At 53.8% G+C, this 20601-nt stretch carries 17 protein-coding genes and 1 tRNA gene; 1 reads left to right on the forward strand and 17 read right to left on the reverse strand.

The annotated features are described in order from the left end of the window. Nucleotides 1-73: 73 nt before the first annotated feature. The 13 genes from E0E20_RS01930 to E0E20_RS01990 all read right to left on the reverse strand — a co-directional run bounded on the left by E0E20_RS01930 (nt 74) and on the right by E0E20_RS01990 (nt 14690). Nucleotides 74-562 carry a DUF6773 family protein gene (locus tag E0E20_RS01930; protein WP_130836367.1) on the reverse strand — a complete coding sequence of 163 codons (489 nt, stop codon included), beginning with the start codon at nt 560-562 and terminating at the stop codon, nt 74-76. Further along, nucleotides 543-761, reverse strand: a complete 219-nt coding sequence (locus E0E20_RS01935; RefSeq protein ID WP_130836368.1) for a helix-turn-helix transcriptional regulator — start codon at nt 759-761, stop codon at nt 543-545. The genes E0E20_RS01930 and E0E20_RS01935 overlap by 20 nt, the downstream gene beginning before the upstream one ends. A 303-nt stretch (nt 762-1064) precedes the next feature. Next, a complete protein-coding gene (locus E0E20_RS01940) occupies nt 1065-1697 on the reverse strand; it encodes an RpiB/LacA/LacB family sugar-phosphate isomerase (RefSeq protein WP_130836369.1) in 633 nt (210 codons plus the stop codon). A gap of 15 nt (nt 1698-1712) precedes the next feature. Beyond that, nucleotides 1713-4304, reverse strand: coding sequence for an alpha-L-rhamnosidase (locus E0E20_RS01945; RefSeq protein WP_130836370.1), 2592 nt, complete (start codon nt 4302-4304; stop codon nt 1713-1715). Between the two features lie 45 nt (nt 4305-4349). Continuing rightward, nucleotides 4350-5180, reverse strand: coding sequence for a carbohydrate ABC transporter permease (locus E0E20_RS01950; RefSeq protein ID WP_130836371.1), 831 nt, complete (start codon nt 5178-5180; stop codon nt 4350-4352). 2 nt (nt 5181-5182) lie between these two features. Beyond that, nucleotides 5183-6061 (reverse strand): carbohydrate ABC transporter permease, encoded by an 879-nt coding sequence (locus E0E20_RS01955; RefSeq protein WP_165443937.1) that lies wholly within the window; start codon nt 6059-6061, stop codon nt 5183-5185. A 76-nt stretch (nt 6062-6137) separates the two neighbouring features. Continuing rightward, nucleotides 6138-7790 (reverse strand): ABC transporter substrate-binding protein, encoded by a 1653-nt coding sequence (locus E0E20_RS01960; RefSeq protein WP_130836373.1) that lies wholly within the window; start codon nt 7788-7790, stop codon nt 6138-6140. 98 nt (nt 7791-7888) lie between these two features. Then, the gene (locus E0E20_RS01965) at nt 7889-8884 is read right to left on the reverse strand and encodes a LacI family DNA-binding transcriptional regulator (RefSeq protein WP_165443938.1); all 996 of its coding nucleotides are present in this window, start codon (nt 8882-8884) and stop codon (nt 7889-7891) included. 311 nt (nt 8885-9195) lie between these two features. Next, nucleotides 9196-9268: transfer RNA gene (locus E0E20_RS01970), tRNA-Ala, on the reverse strand. 112 nt (nt 9269-9380) lie between these two features. Beyond that, nucleotides 9381-10823, reverse strand: coding sequence for a glycoside hydrolase family 32 protein (locus E0E20_RS01975; RefSeq protein WP_130836375.1), 1443 nt, complete (start codon nt 10821-10823; stop codon nt 9381-9383). 115 nt (nt 10824-10938) lie between these two features. Then, nucleotides 10939-12759: an extracellular solute-binding protein gene (locus tag E0E20_RS01980; RefSeq protein WP_130836376.1), complete on the reverse strand. Its 1821-nt coding sequence runs from the start codon at nt 12757-12759 to the stop codon at nt 10939-10941. 48 nt (nt 12760-12807) lie between these two features. Further along, nucleotides 12808-13725 carry a carbohydrate ABC transporter permease gene (locus E0E20_RS01985; protein ID WP_242622610.1) on the reverse strand — a complete coding sequence of 306 codons (918 nt, stop codon included), beginning with the start codon at nt 13723-13725 and terminating at the stop codon, nt 12808-12810. A 20-nt stretch (nt 13726-13745) separates the two neighbouring features. After that, nucleotides 13746-14690, reverse strand: coding sequence for an ABC transporter permease (locus tag E0E20_RS01990; RefSeq protein WP_242622611.1), 945 nt, complete (start codon nt 14688-14690; stop codon nt 13746-13748). A 256-nt stretch (nt 14691-14946) separates the two neighbouring features. On the opposite strand from E0E20_RS01990, the gene E0E20_RS01995 reads away from it, so the two are divergent. Next, on the forward strand, nt 14947-16011 hold the full coding sequence (locus E0E20_RS01995; RefSeq protein WP_130836378.1) for a LacI family DNA-binding transcriptional regulator: 1065 nt from the start codon (nt 14947-14949) through the stop codon (nt 16009-16011). A 184-nt stretch (nt 16012-16195) separates the two neighbouring features. Here the strand turns inward: E0E20_RS01995 and eno are convergent, their stop codons facing one another. From eno to E0E20_RS02015, 4 genes are all read right to left on the reverse strand, one after another. After that, nucleotides 16196-17497, reverse strand: coding sequence for a phosphopyruvate hydratase (eno, locus tag E0E20_RS02000; protein ID WP_130836379.1), 1302 nt, complete (start codon nt 17495-17497; stop codon nt 16196-16198). A 113-nt stretch (nt 17498-17610) separates the two neighbouring features. Beyond that, nucleotides 17611-19731 (reverse strand): heavy metal translocating P-type ATPase, encoded by a 2121-nt coding sequence (locus E0E20_RS02005; protein ID WP_130836500.1) that lies wholly within the window; start codon nt 19729-19731, stop codon nt 17611-17613. 185 nt (nt 19732-19916) lie between these two features. After that, a complete protein-coding gene (locus E0E20_RS02010) occupies nt 19917-20135 on the reverse strand; it encodes a cation transporter (protein WP_130836380.1) in 219 nt (72 codons plus the stop codon). Nucleotides 20136-20229: 94 nt separating this feature from the next. After that, nucleotides 20230-20589 carry an ArsR/SmtB family transcription factor gene (locus E0E20_RS02015; RefSeq protein WP_130836381.1) on the reverse strand — a complete coding sequence of 120 codons (360 nt, stop codon included), beginning with the start codon at nt 20587-20589 and terminating at the stop codon, nt 20230-20232. Nucleotides 20590-20601 lie beyond the last annotated feature (12 nt).

Below are 20601 nucleotides of genomic sequence, written 5' to 3' on the forward strand. Positions count from 1 at the left end.
CGCACGCAAAAAGGCGGCGGTCGCTTTTCCGGCCTGCCGCCCGCCATTCATATTCTCTGTAAATAGGCGGCCGTCACTTCTCCTGCCGCTCCTCCGCGCTCATTTCATCCTCCTCCGGGCGCTCCAGCGTTTTCTTTCTTTTCTCATACAGAAACGCCAGCACAAAGAGCAGGGGCAGGGTCAGCACAAAGACCGATGCCGCAGCTATCACCGCTGAAGCAAGCCCTCCCACAGGGTACTCCGGATACCTGCGGCGGTTCGTGACAAACACAACCAGCCCGGTGAGTACCGCGGCGGCCCCCGAAAACAGGAGATTGGTCAGCGGATCCGCCTTGAAGCGGCGGTCCCATATTCCCTTTCTGATGCAGGCCGCAAGCATGTAGACCGTGAGGGCCATAAGCACCAAAAGCTCTCCCAGTGTCTCCCGGAAGCCCGCGCCGAGCGCAGTCTGCACCAGAATCGCCGCCAGCAGCCCCCAGAGAACAAGATAACAGCCGTTGTGCTCGATTTTCAGCAGACTCTGCTCCTGATATTCATCCAGATTATTTTTCCATTTCTTCATGTTCATCCTCCTCCCAGAATATATCGTTCAGCGTTACACCCAGCGCGCGGCAGATCGACGTACAGAGCTTGATGGACGGATTGAATTCCCCCGCCTCGATGAGTCCTATGGTCTGTCTCGTCACACCGGCTTTCGCCGCCAGCTCGGACTGAGACATATCCAGCTCGATTCTTCGGAATTTCATTTTCAGGTTCCGCATGCTCATCTCCTTTCTGATACAAATTATATTTTGCATTTCTCGCATTGTCAAGTATACATTACATATGGAATTTATATTCCTTACCATTCCCTGAAAAAGAACAGCAAAAAAGCAGCAGACGACGGATTTCGCCGAAACTGAAACATCTTGCGGAGACGGATCGCTCCTTCAATGAAGATATTCCTTCTTCTGCGTGAGGAAATTATTGACACTGCCGGTCTGAATCGCCCCATAAAAAGCCCGTGTCTCTGCGCAAATATTGGCAGAAACACGGGCATCTTCCAGAGGTTGGTTATTTCAGGATTATTGTGTATCGCCTTCCATGGAATTTCCTCTCGTCATCATGAGAGGAACCGGTGAAAATCCCTCGGGACGATCATAGAGCTGGCAATCACAGTCATCCAGATGTTTTACCTTGAATCCGTTTGCCTTATACTCTTTATAATCAAAAGCGTTCAGCTCATCGATTGCGATTTGATGGAAGTGGTCAAAATCGGGCCACCATTCCCAGCCGCTCCCGAAATCATTGTATAAATACGCATCCGCAATTTGTTTGCCCAATTCCGGAGTCACATAAAAGGCACCCATCGCGAGGACATTGACGCCATTCCCTGTAATTGCGCGGAAAGCGGCCGGAACCGACTCGACCACGCCTGCATGCACCCCAGGACATTTGCTCGCCGCAATGTGAATCCCCATGCCGGTTCCGCAGAAGATCATGGCCCTCTCATATTCCTTTTCCGTGATCATGGAACCGACTCTCAGCCCGATGCGGTGGAACATCAGCTCCGTATCGTTTGGATCCGAGTCCGGAAGGACCCCGATATCCTTGATCCTCCAGCCCTTATTTTCCAGATATTTTTTTACCTCCTCTTTCAAAGGATATCCGGCAAAATCAGCGCCCATCAACAGTTCCTTGTCTTTTACTGACCTCATGTTCGTTCCTCCTTATTAAGATAGAATCGTGCCTGTGTCCTGGCGCAAAACGCACTCGTGCCGCGAATCTGTCCCCGCCCCTTCCAGTGGATGTGACCAATGATAAGTGCCAGCCTCTGCCAGACTTGTATCCCCCCAAGGCAGGAAAACCCGCGCTTTGGTTCCGGTGGGAACAGTCAGAAACAGGTGCATATTTCTATATTCCTTTCTCCAAAGAACATGGATATCGCCGTACTTAGTGGCGACGGACGCCTCCGCATACAACAGCTCGGAGGGAATGTAAGGCTGAACAATGAAATCACGCCATCCTTCTGCCCCATGCTGCAGTCCTGCCAGATATTTGTAAAACCACAGTCGGACCGATCCATACATCGGATGATTATGCGAATTCATCGTAGGATTTTTCTTCAGCTCGAACCGCTCCCAGATGGTCGTCGCCATGTTTTGCAGCATATAACCAAAGGAAGGATAGTCTTCACTGGTAATTAATTTCCACGCATCATCAACATACCCGTACCGAGTCAGCTCCTCAAACAGGTATCGCGTGCAGAGGTTTCCTGTCGTGATCCGATAATTTTCTCTCACAAGGGTATCGCGCAGGTTCCGGGCCGCCCGCTCCCGATGCGCGGGGGGCAGAATATCCAGCCAGAGCGCAAATGCGTAGCACGCCTGGGAGCCGGTCCCGACTACGTCAGTTTCTTCATCAAACCATTTCTGCAGGAAGGCAGCCTGAATTTTTTCTGCCAGAACCCTGTAATATTGTGAATCCGACTCATATCCCAGGACATCCGCCATTTTTGTCAGAAGCCGTGCGTTATAATAATAGTAGCCTGTCGAAATGAGCACCCCCGGCGTGACCGCGGACACGGCATTTTCCTGATCGACACAGGCATAATCCGGAGCGGCCCAATCTCCATAATACGAGTAGTTCACGATATCGTGATCACTGTGTTCTCCCAGCAGCTGATTCCACCTGCAGAAGCCCGGGTAGCCTTCTCGAAGCACTTCAGGATCCTCTGTCTTGAAGTAATGTTCCATACCGGCAATCAGAAAGGATGAACACACAGGATCCGCCGGTCTGCTTCCAAATGCAAAGGGAGCGGTACAGGTAATACTGCCATCCTCGGCCTGCGTGTCCAGACAGTCCCTCACCAGTTTTTTATAAATGGCAGCCGTGTCAAAGTCGTAGGAAAGGGCCTCCAGCCGTGCGGTATAGTCGTTCAGCCATCCCATTCTCTCATCCCGCTGCGGGCAATCGGTCATCAGCCCCTGAATATTGGACAATTCCGTCTGAATAGCGCAGTCATAGATTTCGTTGACCAGTGCATTGCCGCATTTGAAGAAAGAACTTGTGCGGATATCGGAATAGAGTCGGATCGCTTCCATATCGTCCTTCCCTACTGCAGTCGGATAACCACTGACTTCCACATACCGAAATCCATGGTATGTAAAATATGGCTGCCAAAATGCGGTTCCATCCTCGTTCCCTGAGGCAATATACGTATCCGTACACTGTGCGTTCCGTAAAGGCGCAGTAAACAATCTGCCACTTTCATCAATTTCTTCCGCATGGCGGATCTGGATCCTGTCTCCCGCCTGCATCAGACCGGGAATTCTGATTTTGCAGACCCCTGCAAGATTTTGTCCAAAATCAATTTGATAAACTCCTCGCTCAACCTCGGTTACTACCTTGGGAACATAGTGCTCCTGTTCGCTGACATAGGGAACCAGCTGCGGCGTCATGAGACTGCAGGGTTCCTCCGTTTCAATGCAGAGTTCTCCATTGGATTCTGAACGCGGCGGATTCACCATGGATGCATCAAAGATTTCCCCATCGAAAATATCGGAAGCAACAATCGGCCCGCGGAACACGTTCCAGGAGCTGTCCGTCCCAATGATCTCTCTGACGCCATCGTCCATTCGGATCTGCAGCTGTGCGCGGAGTTCTGTCTCACCTGTGAACTCCGGAATTCGTTTGGTCAGTTCATAGCAGACATTCTGGCTGGATCTCCACCCCGTAGAGACCGCGATGCAAATCCTGTTTCTTCCGGGCTTCAGGATATCCGCGATCCCCGGAACCACATTATAATAAACGCGCTTGTCATACTCACTGCTGATCGGATTCAAGGGATACGCAAAAACCTTTTCACCATTGATTTCCGCATAATGAAAGCCGATACCACACAGGAATAAACACGCTGATTTTGCAGTTCCTGAAAGGGTAAAATCCTTATAAAAATAAAGTACATCATTGGGTTCGTGCACAGCCTTCGTAATCCAGGCAGCATTCCAATCCGTCAGAACCCCATAGCAAAATCGGTGTTTTGTCGTGCACTCGCCCCCTTTGGCCTGTACGTACACCACCCTCGCGAGATAGGCTTCTCCTGCCGTGAATGCAGGCCCGGAATATCTCACCGACAGCGAAGCCACATCCGAAAATACACTTTGCCAAAGGAGGTGTTCTTCATGCCAGACTTCGACCCTCCCCTGGATCGTCTCTGCATGTCCGCTCACGGCCCAGGAAATTTCAGGTGTTACTGTATCAATAATCGTTGCAGAATTCTCTGTTCCAGTTGAATTTTCAATTCGAAGATTGTATGGTTTCATTTTACCCTCAAAAAGTCCCTAAACGGTTCACATGGTCTTCGCGCCTTATCCCTTTACAGCGCCGACCATCATGCCCTGAATATAATATTTTAAGGTGCTGGCCATGGATACCACCAGAGGAATCGTTCCAATGATAAATGCTGCCGCAATCAATCCCAGATCATTGCTCCCCTTCCCGGCGGCATTGTTGAAGACAATCTGACAGAAGGTCTTGATTTCATCTCCGCTCGTCAATACGACGGTCGGCCAGATGAAATCATTGTACATTGCCACAACCGCCGTAATTCCTACGGTAATCAGAATCGGCTTTGACAGGGGAAGTGCAATAATGAAAAATTTTCCCCACTCGTTTGCCCCGTCAATTTCAGCCGCCTCAAACAGATCCTTGGGCAGCCCCTGGAAGTAGGAAGCCGCAATGATGATTCCAAAAATCTGCTGCCCCGAAATATAAGGAATGATCAGGGACCAGTAGGTGTTCAAAAGATTCATCTTCGTCACGATTTCATAAGTAGGAACGATCATGAGCGTGTACGGTATCATCATCACCGCCAGCACCAGGTTGTAAAGGATGGTTTTTCCTTTGAATTTCAGACAACCGAAGGCGTAGCCGGCCAGCGAAACGTTGATGATAATCCCCACCAGTGATATCGCGCAGACGATCAAGGAATTGAGGACGGGCTTGAACGAAAAGGAGAATGCCTTCACAAAATTCGCCCAGTACGGTTCTGTCGGCAGCCCCCAGAAATCCGTTTTAATAAGTACATTGGGTTTTAAAGACATATTGAACATGACAAACAGCGGGACGAAGGTCAGGATGAGAAGAATCAGAATAAAGATTCTGCTCACAATACCGCCTGCAGAAATTCTCGTTTTCATGATTAATCCTCTTCACCAAAGAGCTTGCGGCTCAAGATAGTAACTATGACAATCACCGCCATCAAGAGGATGCCCAGAGCGGAGGAGTATCCAAAATTTCCGTCTCCAAACGCAATCTGGTACATCTGCAGTGCCGGAATCATGGTTGAATAGCCAGGACCTCCGCCTGTAGTGGCAAAAACATTTCCGAACCCTGACAGACTGCTGATTAATGACAGTGTGAACACGGTTTTGATGTAGGGCTTAACATTCGGAAGGTGAATTTTCGTCACAATCTGCAGGCTGGCAGCGCCATCGATCCTGGCTGCTTCATTGATGTCTGCACTCAGGGTATTCAGCCCGGTGTGAAAAATCAGAAAGTACATTCCTGAAACAAAGGGGAAGCCGATCAGCACGATAGAAATTAACGCCGTCTGTTCCTCGTTTAACCAGTTGCGTGTCCAATCGGACAAACCGATACGATTCAAAATACTGTTGAATCCGAAATGGGGATTGTATAGATATTTCCATAATAAAATAATGACAATGGACGGTACCATCATCGGAACGACAAAGCCAAAGCGGAGAAAATCATGGAACCTGCCCTTTTTGACGAAAAAAAGCAGTTCGGCAGCCAGCAGAGGCCAGAAAATACTGTTGAATACAGCAAATCCTGAAATAACAGCCTGATTGATAAAGGAAACCTTAAAGACGGGATCCGAAAAAGCGCGTTGATAATTTTCCAGCCCGACAAATTCTCCAATCACGCCAAACCGCACATTCATAAATGAATTCACAAGCGCTTTCCCGATGGCGTAATAAGAAAAAACAGCCATCATCACAAAGGCGGGCAAAAGAAACAGATAGGGGATTACTTGCCTGTACAGCGATTTTTTCTTCATGCACTGCTCCTGAAAAAAGGGCTGTAAGGTACACTTACAGCCCTGATTAAGAAGGAACTGAGGATACAGACTGCTATCAATTTGCCTGATCCGGTGTGGCAGGATCGAGGTCGAAGCCTGCATTCTTAATCTGTTCCTGATTGTAATGATCGTAGACGGTCTGCATCTGTGTCAGAAATTCATCAACTCCGATCTCGCCTGATGCGAAACCATTCATAAGATCATGATAAACCGGCGCATCCGCTGCGGTGTTCCACTGCATTCCGGTCGCAAACGCCCATTCTTTGGACGGACTGGACTCAAATCCCTTGAGCAGCTGCTCCAGCTCATCGCTCAGCTTCACGTTGTTGATGACGCAGGGGCCCTGAACGAAGTTTCCATTGTTTAAGGTTTCCTCGTAGCAGAGCTTTGCATTGTCTGCAGAATACCAGAACTTGTAGAAGTCCTTGACTCTTGCCATGTGATCCTCATCGTCCTTGGGAACAATGCTCATAATGTTTCCAAAGTCCCAATAACCTCTCAGATCACTTCCAAAGCCTTCCGGCGGATTGTCAAATTTTGCAATCTGGGTGGTTCCCCAATTAAACTTCGCGCTCTCCGGGAGCTGGTTGATATCACTCAGAATCAAACCCGCGTTGAAACTCGCCTGATAGAGCATCGGGGATGTCTGAGACTCAAAATCCGTGATAGCCTCTGTACTGTCACCCGAAATCCAGTTTGCCGGGAAATACTGGGCCGCCGTGTAGAAAGTCTCGTAGATCTTCTTGTTCAAATCTGTGCCAATTCCGTTTTCAGTGGCGTATTTCATCTGGCGTTCCACAGAAAAAACGGTGAACTGGTCGCTATACAGATTCGTGTCATCAAACTTGAAATCCTTGTTTGCCGCCATCGTTTCTTCATTCCAGAGGGCATCCTCCGGCTGAACCAGGAACTGCTCTTCCTGGTTTCTGTAAGCCGCATCCGCGATGGTATTCGCCAGGCGGAAGCTCTCCATTCCAGCAGCAACCGGGATGTCATATCCCTTGTCTTTGAACTTCTGGCAGGCATCAATAAATGTCTCAAAGGAATTCGGGACAGCAATTCCCTCTTTTTCAAACAGATCCTGATTGTAGAACAGAGCAAAACCGATTTTGTCAAACGGGAGCCATGTGATATATTTCCCGCCCGCTTCACTCAGAGCCAGGGCGAGATCTTCTTCGTTGAACGCATCCCGCACTTTTCCACCATTGTATGGATTCTCCTCATCGAGCATAGCGGTCATATCATAGAGGTAGCCCTTTTCAACTGCCAGGCCGGTATTGTTATTCCCAAGAGCCATCCCAACGAAATTGCCATGCACAATATCCGGAGCCGCTTTTCTGTCGCCGCTTAACGAGGTGACCATCTTCGTCTTGTAGGCATCATTGTCCGATACGACGTCAATGACGACCTTTGTCTCGGGATGAAGCCCGGTGTATTCCTCTGCGAGCTTCTTCTCCCCTGCCGTGTAAAAATTATTGATGACAGAGACGGTGACAACGTCGTCTTTGCTTGTGTCCCAGCCGGCTTCTGCAGAGCTTGCCGCCACCCCGCCCGTCCCGGCAGCTTCCGACGATGCCGCGGCAATTCCCTCAGTGGCATTGCCGGAGTTCGTGCCGACCGCCTGCCCACAGCCGGAGACGAGTGCTGCGGTCAAAATAACAGACATTCCTGTCTGCGCTGCTTTAATGCGCCATTTCTTCTTGTTCACTCTTGTTCCTCCCTGATTTCTTAAAAGTTTTCCTGCCTTTAACCACCAAACGACTTATTCACACCATAAAAATCTGCTTCAGCGCTAAAACAGATTTTTTACGAGCAGTTACATTTCGAGGCCGAATCCCTCTCGATTAATTTCAGAGGGTTGCATGAATAGCCAACCACGTTGTTCGTCATGCTTGCATGCAGCATTTCAAATGCCTGTTTCCCGAATTCGAACTGATCAAAGCCCATCGATGTAAGGGACGGGAGAGTGTATTTGCCTAGTTCAATTCCATCAAACCCCATCACCGATACATCGTCAGGCACGTGCATCCCCTTCTCTTCAAGAGCCCGGATCGCGCCGATCGCCATCAGATCATTGGTGCAGATGACAGCCGTAAACCGGGCGCCGGAACCGAGCAGAGACTCTACCCCCCTGTAGCCTTCGTTCATGCCCGTTCTGTAGGGCGTTTTCCCGTCCACATAAAGCCGCGGATCGAATTCCATCCCATATTTCTTCAGGGCCTTGATATAACCGGCATAGCGAAGATCATAAGCAAAGGTGCTGGACAGCCCACTGACATAGGCGATCGATCTGTGCCCCAGGCTATGCAGGTAGGAAATCGCCTGGTCCATGGCATCGATATAATCATTCTCAATGGCGGCGACCCGTTTGTGATCCACATTAATGTTTCCGCTGGCAATGACCCTGACGCCATTTTCTACCAACGAATAGAGGCGGTCCGTTTCAAACTTATAAGGCAGCGCCGTCACGAAAATTCCATCCAGTTGCCTCTCTAAAAAGCTTTCAAAATAATCATGTACTCTGCCGGAGGTTGTGCACACATTCACAAAGTACCCTTTATCATTTGCCGCATTTTCAAAGCCGGTAACCAGCCCTGCAGAAAATGGATTGGAAATATCTTCCAGAACAATTCCCAGTTGCATAGTCTGATTGGTCGCCATGCTCTTCGCAACAAAATTAGGGTGATACTCCAGCTCGCGAATAGCCTGCATGACGCGATCGTAGGTTTCCTTTTTGACCTTCTCCGGTTTATTGATCACGAAAGAAACTGTGGCAGAGGAAACGCCTGCTGCCTTCGCCACATCATTTCTCGTAACTTTTTTCCCTGTTTTTCTACTCGCGTAAGTATTATTTTTGTCCATATCGCTTAATATTCTATATTTATATTCCAAAGTTTATAATGTATTTGATATCTTTATTATAGCTTTCCACAGATATTTTCCAATACTCAAGATATACAAATTTACGCGTGTAGATTTGTGAGTATTTCATAGTTCCGTTTCCCTGCTGCCAGAGTCAGATGAATGCAAAATGTTCCGGCTCTGAAAAGGATCTTTGCATAAAGAAGCCCGGAAAGCTCAAAACAACAAGCTTTCCGGGCTTCCAAACAGCGTGGAGCATACGGGATTCGAACCCGTGACCTCTTCCATGCCATGGAAACGCGCTCCCAGCTGCGCTAATGCCCCGTGCTCACTGCTACACAATAAACCATATACTCCGCCGGTGTCAACAAAAGATTTCCCTTTATCACATTTTCCCGTATTTTCACCGCATTTTCCGCGCATCCGGGCGTTTCCTTCAGGACTCGCGTTCCCGCCCCGCGCTCCCGCCTATCGCGCAGACCCTTGCGGTTTCGATCCCGGAGAGCAGGATCCGGTCGTACGCCATGCGGGGGTACACCCCCACCGACGCACAGGTGAGGCCGTGCTCCGCCGCGAGCTCCATCAGGCAGCGGTCGAGCACGATCTCCATTCCGAGCGCGCCGCGTTCCTTTCTGGGAATCCGTATCACGCCGGTCCGCTCCGAGGCAAAGCGGTCCGAAAAATCGCTCCTGCCCGCTCCGGTCCGGTCGATGACCAGCTCCTCCTCGTCCGCGGAGAGCTTCAGCGCTTCTCCGTAGCCGTTGGCAAAGCTGATGCTCCCGCCCGCGCACAGCTCCACGGATACTCCGACCGCCTGCCCCACGGGGAGCCCTGCCGAGGCATCCTCCCGCCCGGACAGCTCCGTTCCGCTGCAAAGCGTTTCCCGCAGGCCGCAGAATTCACTTTTCAGGCGATAGCCCTCCGACGTTTCGACGAGAGAGAGCTTCCTTCCCAAAGTCATCTTCCCCTGAAAGCCCTCCTCCCCGGCCGGCGATTCGTTCGCATAATCCCAGTTGTCCGCCCAACTGATCATAATCCTCTCCGGCGCGTCATTGAACGTGACGGACGCATAGCTGTCGGTCCCGTAATCCAGCAGCAGGGGCTCCGGAGAACCCTGCGTATCGAGAAAACGATCCCCGTCAAATGTTCCGACATAATACTGCGTGACGTGAGACATTCTGTTGCCGGGCATCACCGGCTCTCCCGCCCCGGGCTCCGGCACGATCATGCTGACGATCAGCACCCAGAGGACACCCTCCGGCGTCTCCATCGGAAAGCAGTCCGGACATTCGCAGATTCCGCAAAGTCCATGCTCCCCGCAGTAAAACTCACCGGTCTTTTCCCATGTCCTGAGATCCTGCGAGGCATAAAAGCTGACGCAGTCCTCCGTCGCAAGCGCCATGCTGAAGCCTCCGCGCACGGGATTGCGGAACACCTTGGGATCGCGGCTGTTGCCTCCCGGTATTCCCTTAATGACGGGGTTCCCCTCATATTTCGTGAAGTGAATATAATCGGTACTGTACGCGATGCTCTGTTCTTCTTTTTTGCTGGTCAGATTATGATTCGTATATACCAGCACCATCGGCGGCCTTGTTCCGTCGCCGAAGCCGGTCACATTGTCCGTATCCATAATGGCAGAGCCGGAAAAAATCGCACCCAGATCATCCGGGACCAGCGCCATCGGGAGATGCTCCCAGTGAATCAGATCCCGCGATACGGCATGTCCCCAGTGCATCGGCCCCCAATGGGTCGCGTTCGGATAATGCTGGTAAAAAAGATGATAATTCCCGTTTTCGTAAACCAGCCCGTTCGGATCATTGATCCATCCCTTTTCCGCGCTGAAATGAATGATCGGTCTGTATATCTCTGTTTTTTTCATAATGATCTCTCCGCCGATGGACTGGTAGAAAAAACGGACGGCCGCCCTGTCCTGTCCGGCGGCCGTCCTGCAGCGTTCCCAGGCGTTCTTTCAGGAAGCCGGTATCACCGGCTGATTATTCTTTGCCTTTGCTGCGGTCGACTGCCGTCTGATAGATATCCACAACATCCTGCACGCCCGCCGCATCCAGCTCGGAGAGGTACATGTTCCAGTTGTCGTCCGTGACGCCGGTCGTAATCCATGTATTGATATAGCGGTCGACGATATCCGACACCGTGGGCTGAATCTGAGCAAGCCGCATCAGCTCTTCCGTGGTCATCATGACACGCGGGATCGCGGTATACTCCGCCATGATCTCCTCTTTTCCGTTCGTCTTCTGGTTCTCAAGGAGCTGCACCGCATCGTAGGCATAGCCGCAGACCGTCTCATAATATTCGTCAAGAACGATCATCGAGCCGCGGCAGGGCGTGGAGTTGACGCGCGCCTCGCCGAAATTCGTGTACTCCGGCTGCTGCGCGACATACCGTCCGTCCTCATCAAGAGGTGTGCGGATGATGCCGTTTTCGTCTTCCTTGTAGTTGTAGCCGATGGCTCCCCAGTTGGACTGCACCGAGATCGACGGATCGCCGACCATGTAATCCACGAATCTTGCGAGGACATGAGGGAAGCGGCAGGTAGTTGTGATCGCGGTGTTGGAGGAATCCTGAAGCTGCGAATAGTTATTCAGGAAGCCCGACTTCCCGGCCTCGCCGGTCAGCTGCGGAATCGCCACATACTCATCGTGCACGTCAAGGTTGGTGATCTCCTGATCGGTCCATGTGCAGAAGCATCCGATGCGCGCGACATCCTCCTTGATCAGAGAGGACTTGAACGACGCGCTCTCATCCGCCTCAAAGGAGCCATCCCAGATCAGACCGTCCGCATACAGCTGATTGAAGAACTCCGCCGTCTTGCGGAACGCCTCGTCCTTTGCCGTGAAAACGACCTTGTCATCAATGAGGCGCAGATGGTCCGCATAGGCATTGCCTCCGCAGTAGGAATCCGCCTGTCCGAAGCACCCCGTGAAGCGGTAGAACATATTGTAGGAGCCAAAGGTATCCGTCGCGCCGAACCATGACGCCATGGGGATCTCATCGCTCACGCCGTTTCCGTTGAGATCGCCCCCGTCGCGGAACGCCTCCAGGCATTTCACCCACTCGTCCACCGTGGTCGGAACCTCGAGTCCCAGCTCATCCAGCCACGTCTTGTTGATCAGCATCGGCCCGCCGGTGAGCACCAGACCGTACATCTCCTCAATATAAGGGAAGCCATAGGTGTGCCCGTTCGGCGCGGTGATTTCCATGCGGTACGTCGGGCGCTCATCGAGAATCTTTTTCAGATTCGGCATATACTCATTGATCAGGCCCTCGGTCGGAAGAAAAATATCCTGATCCGCATACTGAACGACGATATTGCCAGATTTTCCGTCCCCAAAGTTCCAGAACGCGTCCGGAAGATCATCGCCGGAGGCCAGCATCAGGTTGATCTTCTCCTGCGCGCCCTCACCGGGGATGGGCTGCCAGTCAAACTCCACGCCGGTGTCCTCAAACCACTTCTGACACATTGCGAGCTCCGCGGGAGCCACAACGCGGTCCGCCGAGTTCACAAGCAGCATGGAAATCTTTCCGTACTTCTCCTCGAACGCCGCCGGATCCTTGATGATCGGCAGCGTGCCGTCGAGCCGGATCAGACCGGCGTCGACCGCCTCCTGCTCCTCCGGGGTCAGACCGGTATCCGATGCCGACGTCGCGCTGTCGACCGCTTCCTGTATATCGGTCGCGCTCTCACCGGACGACTCGCTCGCTCCTGTTCCCGTTCCGGCTGCGCCGCCGCAGCCCGAAAGCAGTCCCGCCGCCATCACGGCGCCAAGAACCGTTGCCAGCACTCTCTTGTTCATAATGCTTTTCCTCCCTGGACTTTTTGTCCGTGAATGTATCAACCCCGATCAGCCCTTGACAGCGCCGATCGTAACACCCTTTGCAAAATATTTCTGAATGAACGGATACACGGCAAGGAGCGGCGCCGCGGAGACAACGACAATGCAGTATTTTAGCTGCTCCGCGAGCTTCTGCTTGGTCACCATCGCATCTCCGGACGAGCCCATCTGGTTCGCCTGATTCATCAGCACGAGGTTCCTCAGCACGACCTGCAGCGGCATTTTGTTGTCGTCCTGCAGGAACATCAGCGCGTTGAAGAACTGGTTCCACAGCGCCGTCGCGTAAAACAGCGCCATGACGGCAATGATCGTGGACGAAATCGGGATCGCGATCTGCAGAAAAAACTTGAAGTCCGAGCAGCCGTCGATCCGCGAGGCCTCCAGCAGCTCCTCGGGCACGCTCGACTCAAAGAACGAGCGGCAGACGATCAGATTGTAGGCCGACACGGCGGTCGGCAGAACCATCGCCCATATCGTGTTGTAAATGTTCAGTGCCTTGACCGTGAGATAGAGCGGAATGATGCCGCCGGAGAAGAACATCGTGAACGTGAAGATGAAGATCAGTCCTCTTCTCCCCGGAAGATCCTTTCTCGACAGCGCATAGCCTGCGGGAATGGTCGCTGCCAGTGCGATCAGCGTCCCGACGGCGGTATACAGTATCGTGTTTTTGTATGAGGTCCAGAGCGGCTTGTACCGGAACGTCGTGAGATACCCCTTGAAGTACGGCGCCTCAAGATAGAAAAGCGGCTTGCCGGAATTGACGGTCACAGGGTCCGTCATCGACGCCAGAATCACATAATAAATAGGGTAGATGATAATTACGCACAAGAGGAGCATCAGGACGATGATCAGTCCCATAAAGGCACGGTCTCCTCCGGACATCTTCATTTTGTGCCTCGGTGCCGGCTCTGTCTTCCATTTACTCATTTCCATCCTCCTCGAAAAAATCAGAAAATGCTGATGTCGCTCACTTTCTTGGCGATCATATTCGCAGCGACCAGAATGATGAAGTTGACAACAGAGTTGAAGAGCCCCACCGCCGTAGCGAAGCTATACTGCGCCGTCTGAAGACCGACCTTGTACACGTAGGTTGAAATCAGTTCACTCACAATGGTATTGGAGCCGTTCTGCATCAGGTACGCTTTCTCATAGCCGATGTTCATGATGTTGCCAATCTGGAGAATCAGCATCAATATGACGGTCGGCATAATCATCGGGATATCGATGTAGCGTATTCTCTGCCACTTGGACGCCCCGTCGATCATGGCCGCCTCGTAGTAATCCGGGCTCACGCTCGTCAGCGCTGCAATGTAGATCACCGCGTTGAAGCCCATCGTCTGCCAGATATTCGAGCCGATATACAGTGTCCGGAACCACTGCGGAAGCGAGGTAAACAGAATCGGCGCGTCGCTCCCGACCATGTGATTCACCACGCCGGTTGCCGAAAAGAATACCGAAATGATGCTGACGACAACGACATTCGACATGAAATACGGGGCGTAGCTGATCGTCTGGATGGTCTTTCTCACCCGGTCACCCTGAATCTGGTTCAGCAGGAGCGCAAAGATGATCGGAATCCAGAATGCGATCGCAATGCTCTCGAGAGAAATGACAATTGTATTCTTAATGGAATTGAGCGCGATGCTCGTGCTGAAAAACTGTCCGAAATACTTTCCGATCGGATCCGCCCAGGGACTCCCCAGGATCCCCTGCCGGATCTTGTAATCCTTGAACGCGATGATCAGCCCGTACATCGGATAGTACGCGAATACCGCCGCCCAGAGGAGCGCCGGCAGGAGCAGAACATACAGCTGCCACGCGCGCAGAACGCCTTTTGCGCCGGACTTCTTTCTCACGCTCACCGCCGGCGCCGCCGTCATGTGTATCTTCATATTCCCTCCCTCTGCAAATACCGGATCACTTTCATTATCATGAAAGCGCCCTTGAAGAATCGGTAAAGTTACCGGTTACTTTACGGCTCAATTTTATTCTTTCTTTAATGAATAGTCAACAGCTTTTTGCGTAACCGGTTCCTGTACCGTATTTCCGATTCTTCTGTTAAAATGAAAGGAACATTTGCAGAGGAGCTTCGATCTTCCTCGATCCTTAATCGCCGTATTTCATGCTGTCCCCCGCGAGGCCCGCCGTATGCGTCTGAAAAACAAAGTCACCTTTGATGACATCGCAAGCTACACCGGATTTTCAAAAACCACTGTATCACGCTATTTCAATAATCCCGATTCCCTGACCGCCGAGAATCAGGCTACGATTGCGCGTGCGCTGAAAAAGCTGAATTATCATGAAAACAAGGTGGGCCGCATACTCGCCAGCGGCCACACGGAATTCATCGGACTGATCGTTCCGAATCTGTATATGCATTTCTTCGCCGAGACATTGCAGGCCTTCCTTGCGACCTACAATCGCTACGGCTACAAGTTCCTGGTCTTTGAGGGGAACCGGACCGAGGACGAGGAACGTCGCTATATTTCAGAACTTCTCGCCTACAACGTGGAAGGAATGATCGTTATGAGCCACACCATCCCCTCCGAGGAGCTCGCCGGCTACGGCATTCCGCTCGTCACCATCGAAAGAGAGGATCGCTGCGTCTCCTCCGTCAACACGGACAACCTGATGGGCGGGATCCAGGCCACCAGCCTCCTGTATAAAAACAACTGCGACATTCTGTTCTACATCGACGGGATCAACGACCACATCGTTCCGGCGCAGGGCAGACAGATCGGCTTCGAGCAGATCTGCCAGCAGCAGAAGATCGCGCACGAGGTGATCCTGCGGGAAATCGGGCACAGCTACGAGGAAAGCTATCGGGTCATCTCCGGGAGCATCGACGACATCGCCATCCGCCATTCCGGAAAAAGAAAGGGCATCTTCTGCGCCAACGACACCTATGCCAGCATGGTAGTGACGCATCTCGTCCGAAGCTACGGAAGCTTTCCGGATGATTTCCGTCTGATCGGCTTTGACGGTTCTCCTATTTCCGCACAGACCGTGGTTCCTTTCAGCACGATCGGGCAGCAGATCGACAAAATCGTAGAGGCCACCATGGAGCTTCTGATCGAGCAGATTCAAAACCGGACAAAGAGAATCCCCGTTGAGACCCCCGTCCGGCACAAGGTAATCACCCCCGTCCTGATCTGCCGGGACACCTCGCGGCCGGATGCCTTTCTGGAGCGCGAGCGCCATCGTTACGAGTGACGCCAAAGCGCCCTTCCGGCCGACTCAGTCGCATGGATGTTACGCACAGAATGCCGCGCGTTCCGCTTAGAAAAAATCTGTTCAGAAAAAGGCCTGACCCCTGCAAACAGGAAATCAGGCCTTTGCTGCTTAAGCGGTTCTTTCTATCCGGCTTTCCGGATGCAAGGCATGCGAACCGTCAGAATTACCGGCTGAAATTGAACGCCTGTGTTCCCGGGTAATCCGCGCAGACGCCCAGCTCCTCTTCGATTCGGATGAGCTGATTGTACTTCGCGACGCGCTCGGATCTCGACGGCGCGCCGGTCTTGATCTGGCAGGTGTTCAGCGCCACCGCCAGATCGGCGATCGTGGTATCCTCCGTCTCGCCGGATCTGTGCGAAGAGATCGCGGTGTAGCCGGCCTTATGCGCCAGCTTGATGGCCTCCAGCGTCTCGGATACCGAGCCGATCTGATTCAGCTTGATAAGAATGGAATTGCCGCAGCCCAGCTCAATGCCCTTTTTCAGTCTCTCGGTGTTGGTCACGAAGAGGTCGTCGCCGACAAGCTGCACCTTATCGCCCAGCTCTGCGGTCATCTTCTTCCAGCCCTCCCAGTCTTCCTCATCCAGACCGTCCTCGATGGAATAGATGGGATATTTTTCAACAAGGCTCTTCCAGTGCGCGATCAGCTCGTCAGAGGTGAAATCTCTGCCGGATTTCGGCTGATGATAGAACCCCTTGCCTTTCTCGCTCTTCCACTCGGAGGATGCCGCGTCCATGGCAAGCACGAAATCCCGGCCTGGCTCATAGCCCGCATTGCGGATCGCCGTCAGAATGTGCTCGATGGTATCCTCATCGTCCTTAAGATCCGGCGCGAAGCCGCCCTCGTCGCCGACCGCCGTCGTATTGCCCTCGGCCTTAAGAAGCTTCTGCAGCGCGTGGAACACCTCGGTGCACCAGCGAAGTCCCTCGGAGAAAGAGGGCGCGCCCGCCGGCATGATCATAAATTCCTGCGTATCCACGGAGTTGGTCGCATGCGCGCCGCCGTTCAGAATATTCATCATCGGAACCGGAAGCTTCGTCGCCTGCGCCCCGCCGAGAAAGCGGTACAGCGGAATGTCAAGAGAGGCCGCCGCCGCTCTTGCCGCTGCAATGGAAACCGCGAGAATCGCGTTTGCGCCGAGCTTCGACTTGTCCTTTGTCCCGTCCGCCGCAATCATCACCGCATCCACCGCATAAGTATCGGACGCATCCATGCCGAGCAGGGCCGGCGCAATGACGCGGTTGATGTTTTCGACCGCTTTCAGGACGCCCTTTCCGCCGAAGCGGGAGGCATCCCCGTCCCGGAGCTCGAGCGCCTCGAACTCGCCGGTGGACGCGCCGCTCGGGGCCGCGCCCCTCCCCACCGTGCCGTCAGCCAGCGTGACCTCAGCCTCTACGGTCGGGTTGCCTCTCGAGTCAATGATCTGTCTTCCATAGACCTTTTCGATCTGAAGATAATCGTGCATTTTATTCTTTCCTCCTGTATACTTCCGTCATTCTGCACACCGCCTCCCCTGTCAGGCCGCTTCTTCTTTGGTCCGCCGCCCTGGGCTCCCGGGTTAGCTCTATCTAATTATCACTATGAAGGTACACCATCCCGGCGCCTCTTGTCAATGTACCGCGCCGGACTCTTCCCCCTTTTCCGCGCCCCGGAGGAGCTTCCCTGTGCCGCACCGGCGGCATTCAGCGCCCGCATGGAATTCAGAATACACAGCACCGCCACGCCCACATCGCCGAATACGGCCGTCCACATCCCCACAAGCCCGGGAATGGACAGCAGCAGAATGAGGAACTTCACCGCAATCGCGAACATCACATTGCAGCGGACAATCCGCATGGTCCGGCGGGCAATCCGCATCACGGCGGGGAGCTTGCGGATATCATCGTCCATCAGGACGATATCGGCAGCCTCAATCGCCGCATCGGAGCCGAGAGATCCCATCGCGAAGCCGACATCCGCGCGCACCAGCACCGGAGCGTCATTGATGCCGTCCCCGACAAAGCCGAGCCGCCCCGGGCTTCCGGCCTCCTCCATGCTCTGTATCAGCGCCTCCGCCCGCTCCACCTTCTGCGCGGGCAGCAGCCCGCTGTAAAACTCACCGATCCCGAGCCGGCCCGCGACGGCCTCCGCCGCCTCCCGGCGGTCTCCGGTCAGCATGACGATTCTCTCAATGCCGGCCCGCCTCATGTCCGCGACCGCCTCTTCCACGCCCTCCTTCAGCTCATCGGAAATCAGGATCGTACCGGCAAATACGCCGTCATACGCCACATACACAAGCGTCCCGCCGGCCGAAAGCAAAGGACTTCCGGCGGCGTCTGCCGGAGACACCGGGCCGCCCGCTGAAACGGGAACCGGCGACGCCGCTGAAGCCGCCGAAAAGCCCTCGATTCTCTCCTTTTGCATCAGTCCCGCATTCCCGACAAGGAGACGCCTGCCGTCCAAACAGACTACGCTTCCCAGTCCTGCCAGTTCCTCCGGCTCCGTGACACGGGCCGGATCGGCGGCCTCGCCGCAGGCCTCCCGGATCGACTGCGCAATCGGATGATTGGAATACTGCTCGCCGCAGGCCGCGAGTACAAGGAGTTCTTTCTCTCCGAAACGTGGATCTTGCCCCGCTCCCGCTTCCCCGTTCCGCTCCGGGCGAAGAAGCAACGGGGCCTCCGTAAGCCGTTCCGCCGCTTCCTGCGACGGGAAGATTCCCGACACCCGGAACTCTCCCCGCGTCAGCGTCCCCGTCTTGTCCATGACCAGCGTGCGGAGCGTGGCCGCAGCCTCGAGATAATTGGAGCCCTTGATCAGAACGCCGATCCGGGAGGCGGCGCCGATCCCGCCGAAAAAGCCCAGCGGAACCGAGATCACCAGCGCACAGGGACAGGAGACGATCAGAAAGTTGCAGGCCCGCCGGACGGAATCGGCCCATCCCCAGCCGAAAAGGAGCGGCGGAAGAATCGCAAGCACCGCCGCGCCGGCGGTCACAGCCGGCGTATAGATTTTCGCAAAGCGGGTGATGAAATTCTCAAGCCGCGCCTTTCTCGTGCCCGCATTTTCCACAAGTTCCAGAATCCGGGCCACCGTCGAGTCCTCGTACTCCCGGCTGACCCGCACCCGCAGCGCGCCGCTCCCGTTGATGCAGCCCGAGATCACCTCATCGCCGGCCGCGGCCCTCCGGGGTACCGACTCCCCTGTCAGAGCCGCCGTATCGAGAAAGGAGCTCCCTTCCAGAACCGTGCCGTCCAGCGGGATCTTCTCCCCGGGCTTTATGACAATGACATCGCCCGCATGAACTTCCTCAGGCTCGACCACCTCCAGACCTCCGTCCTCCCGGAGGAGATTTGCGTACTCCGGTGCGATGGACATCATCTGCGCGATGGAGCGCCGCGATTTTCCCACCGCAAGGGACTGAAACAGCTCCCCGACCTGATAGAAGAGCATGACGGCCAGCGCCTCGTCATAATCTCCACTCCCCGAAAGCCCAAGCACCAGCGCCGCAAAGGTCGCGAGCACCATCAGAAAATTCTCGTCAAAAACCTGCCCGTGCGCGATGTTCCGGAACGCGCGCCATATGACGTCATAGCCGATGAGAAGATACGGGAGGAAATAGCAGAGAAAACGGAAGCCGCCGGGAAGCGGCTCCATAACCCCTGTGCGCTCCAGTATCAGGAGCAGCGCAAAGCACGTAAGCACCACCGCAATCCGCATCAGTGTCTGTCTTTGTTTCTTCGTCCAGTTTTTCAAGAATGAGCCCTCTCCGGATTCCCGCAAAAATGAGGGGCTGCCGCATCAAGGCTTCCTCACACAATATGCGGTCATTTCATCGGATGGAAGCCACATGCTTATGTGCAAGGAAAAGCTGAATACGACAGCCCCATCCGCTTTCTCTTTTTTCAGTCCGTATAGATCACCGCATCCGGCTCCACGCGCTTCGCCGTGCGGAGCACCTCGGCCAGTACCTCGTCAAAACCCTCGTCGGTTGTCCGGAGCATCATCTTCTGCGTCAGAAAATTCACCTGACACTCCTCCACGCCCTTTACCCGGCGGATCGCCTCCTCCAGCTTTGCCGCGCAGACCGCGCAGTCCACATCAATTTTGAATTTCTTTTTCAAACTGCTGTCCTCCCTCTGCAAGTTTCCGTTCCGTCTCGGGAACCGCTTCCTGCGGCAAATCTCCGCGGACAGGCTCCCGGCCATTTTCCGTCCGTCACTCCATAATGTGATTCAGACCCTGCGCGATGATCGTCCGCACATGATCATCCGCGAGATAATAGATGATCTGCTTTCCCTCCCGCCTGCCATTCACAAGCTTCGCATTCCGCAGGAGCTTGAGCTGATGCGAGACCGCCGACTGCGTCATATGCAGGGTCTCCGCCAGATCGCACACACAGATGTCCGCCTCAAATAGTGCAAAGAGGATCCGGATCCGGGTGGAATCGCCGAACACCTTGAACAGCTCAGACAGATCCGCGAGCGTATCCTCGTCCGGCATGCTCCCGATGACGCTGCGCACCGTATCCTCATGGATGACATGCTCCTCGCAGCGCTCCACATCATTGATCGCCATGATCACCACCAA

This window comes from Lachnoclostridium sp. Marseille-P6806 (genome assembly GCF_900625025.1).
GTDB lineage: Bacteria > Bacillota > Clostridia > Lachnospirales > Lachnospiraceae > CAG-791.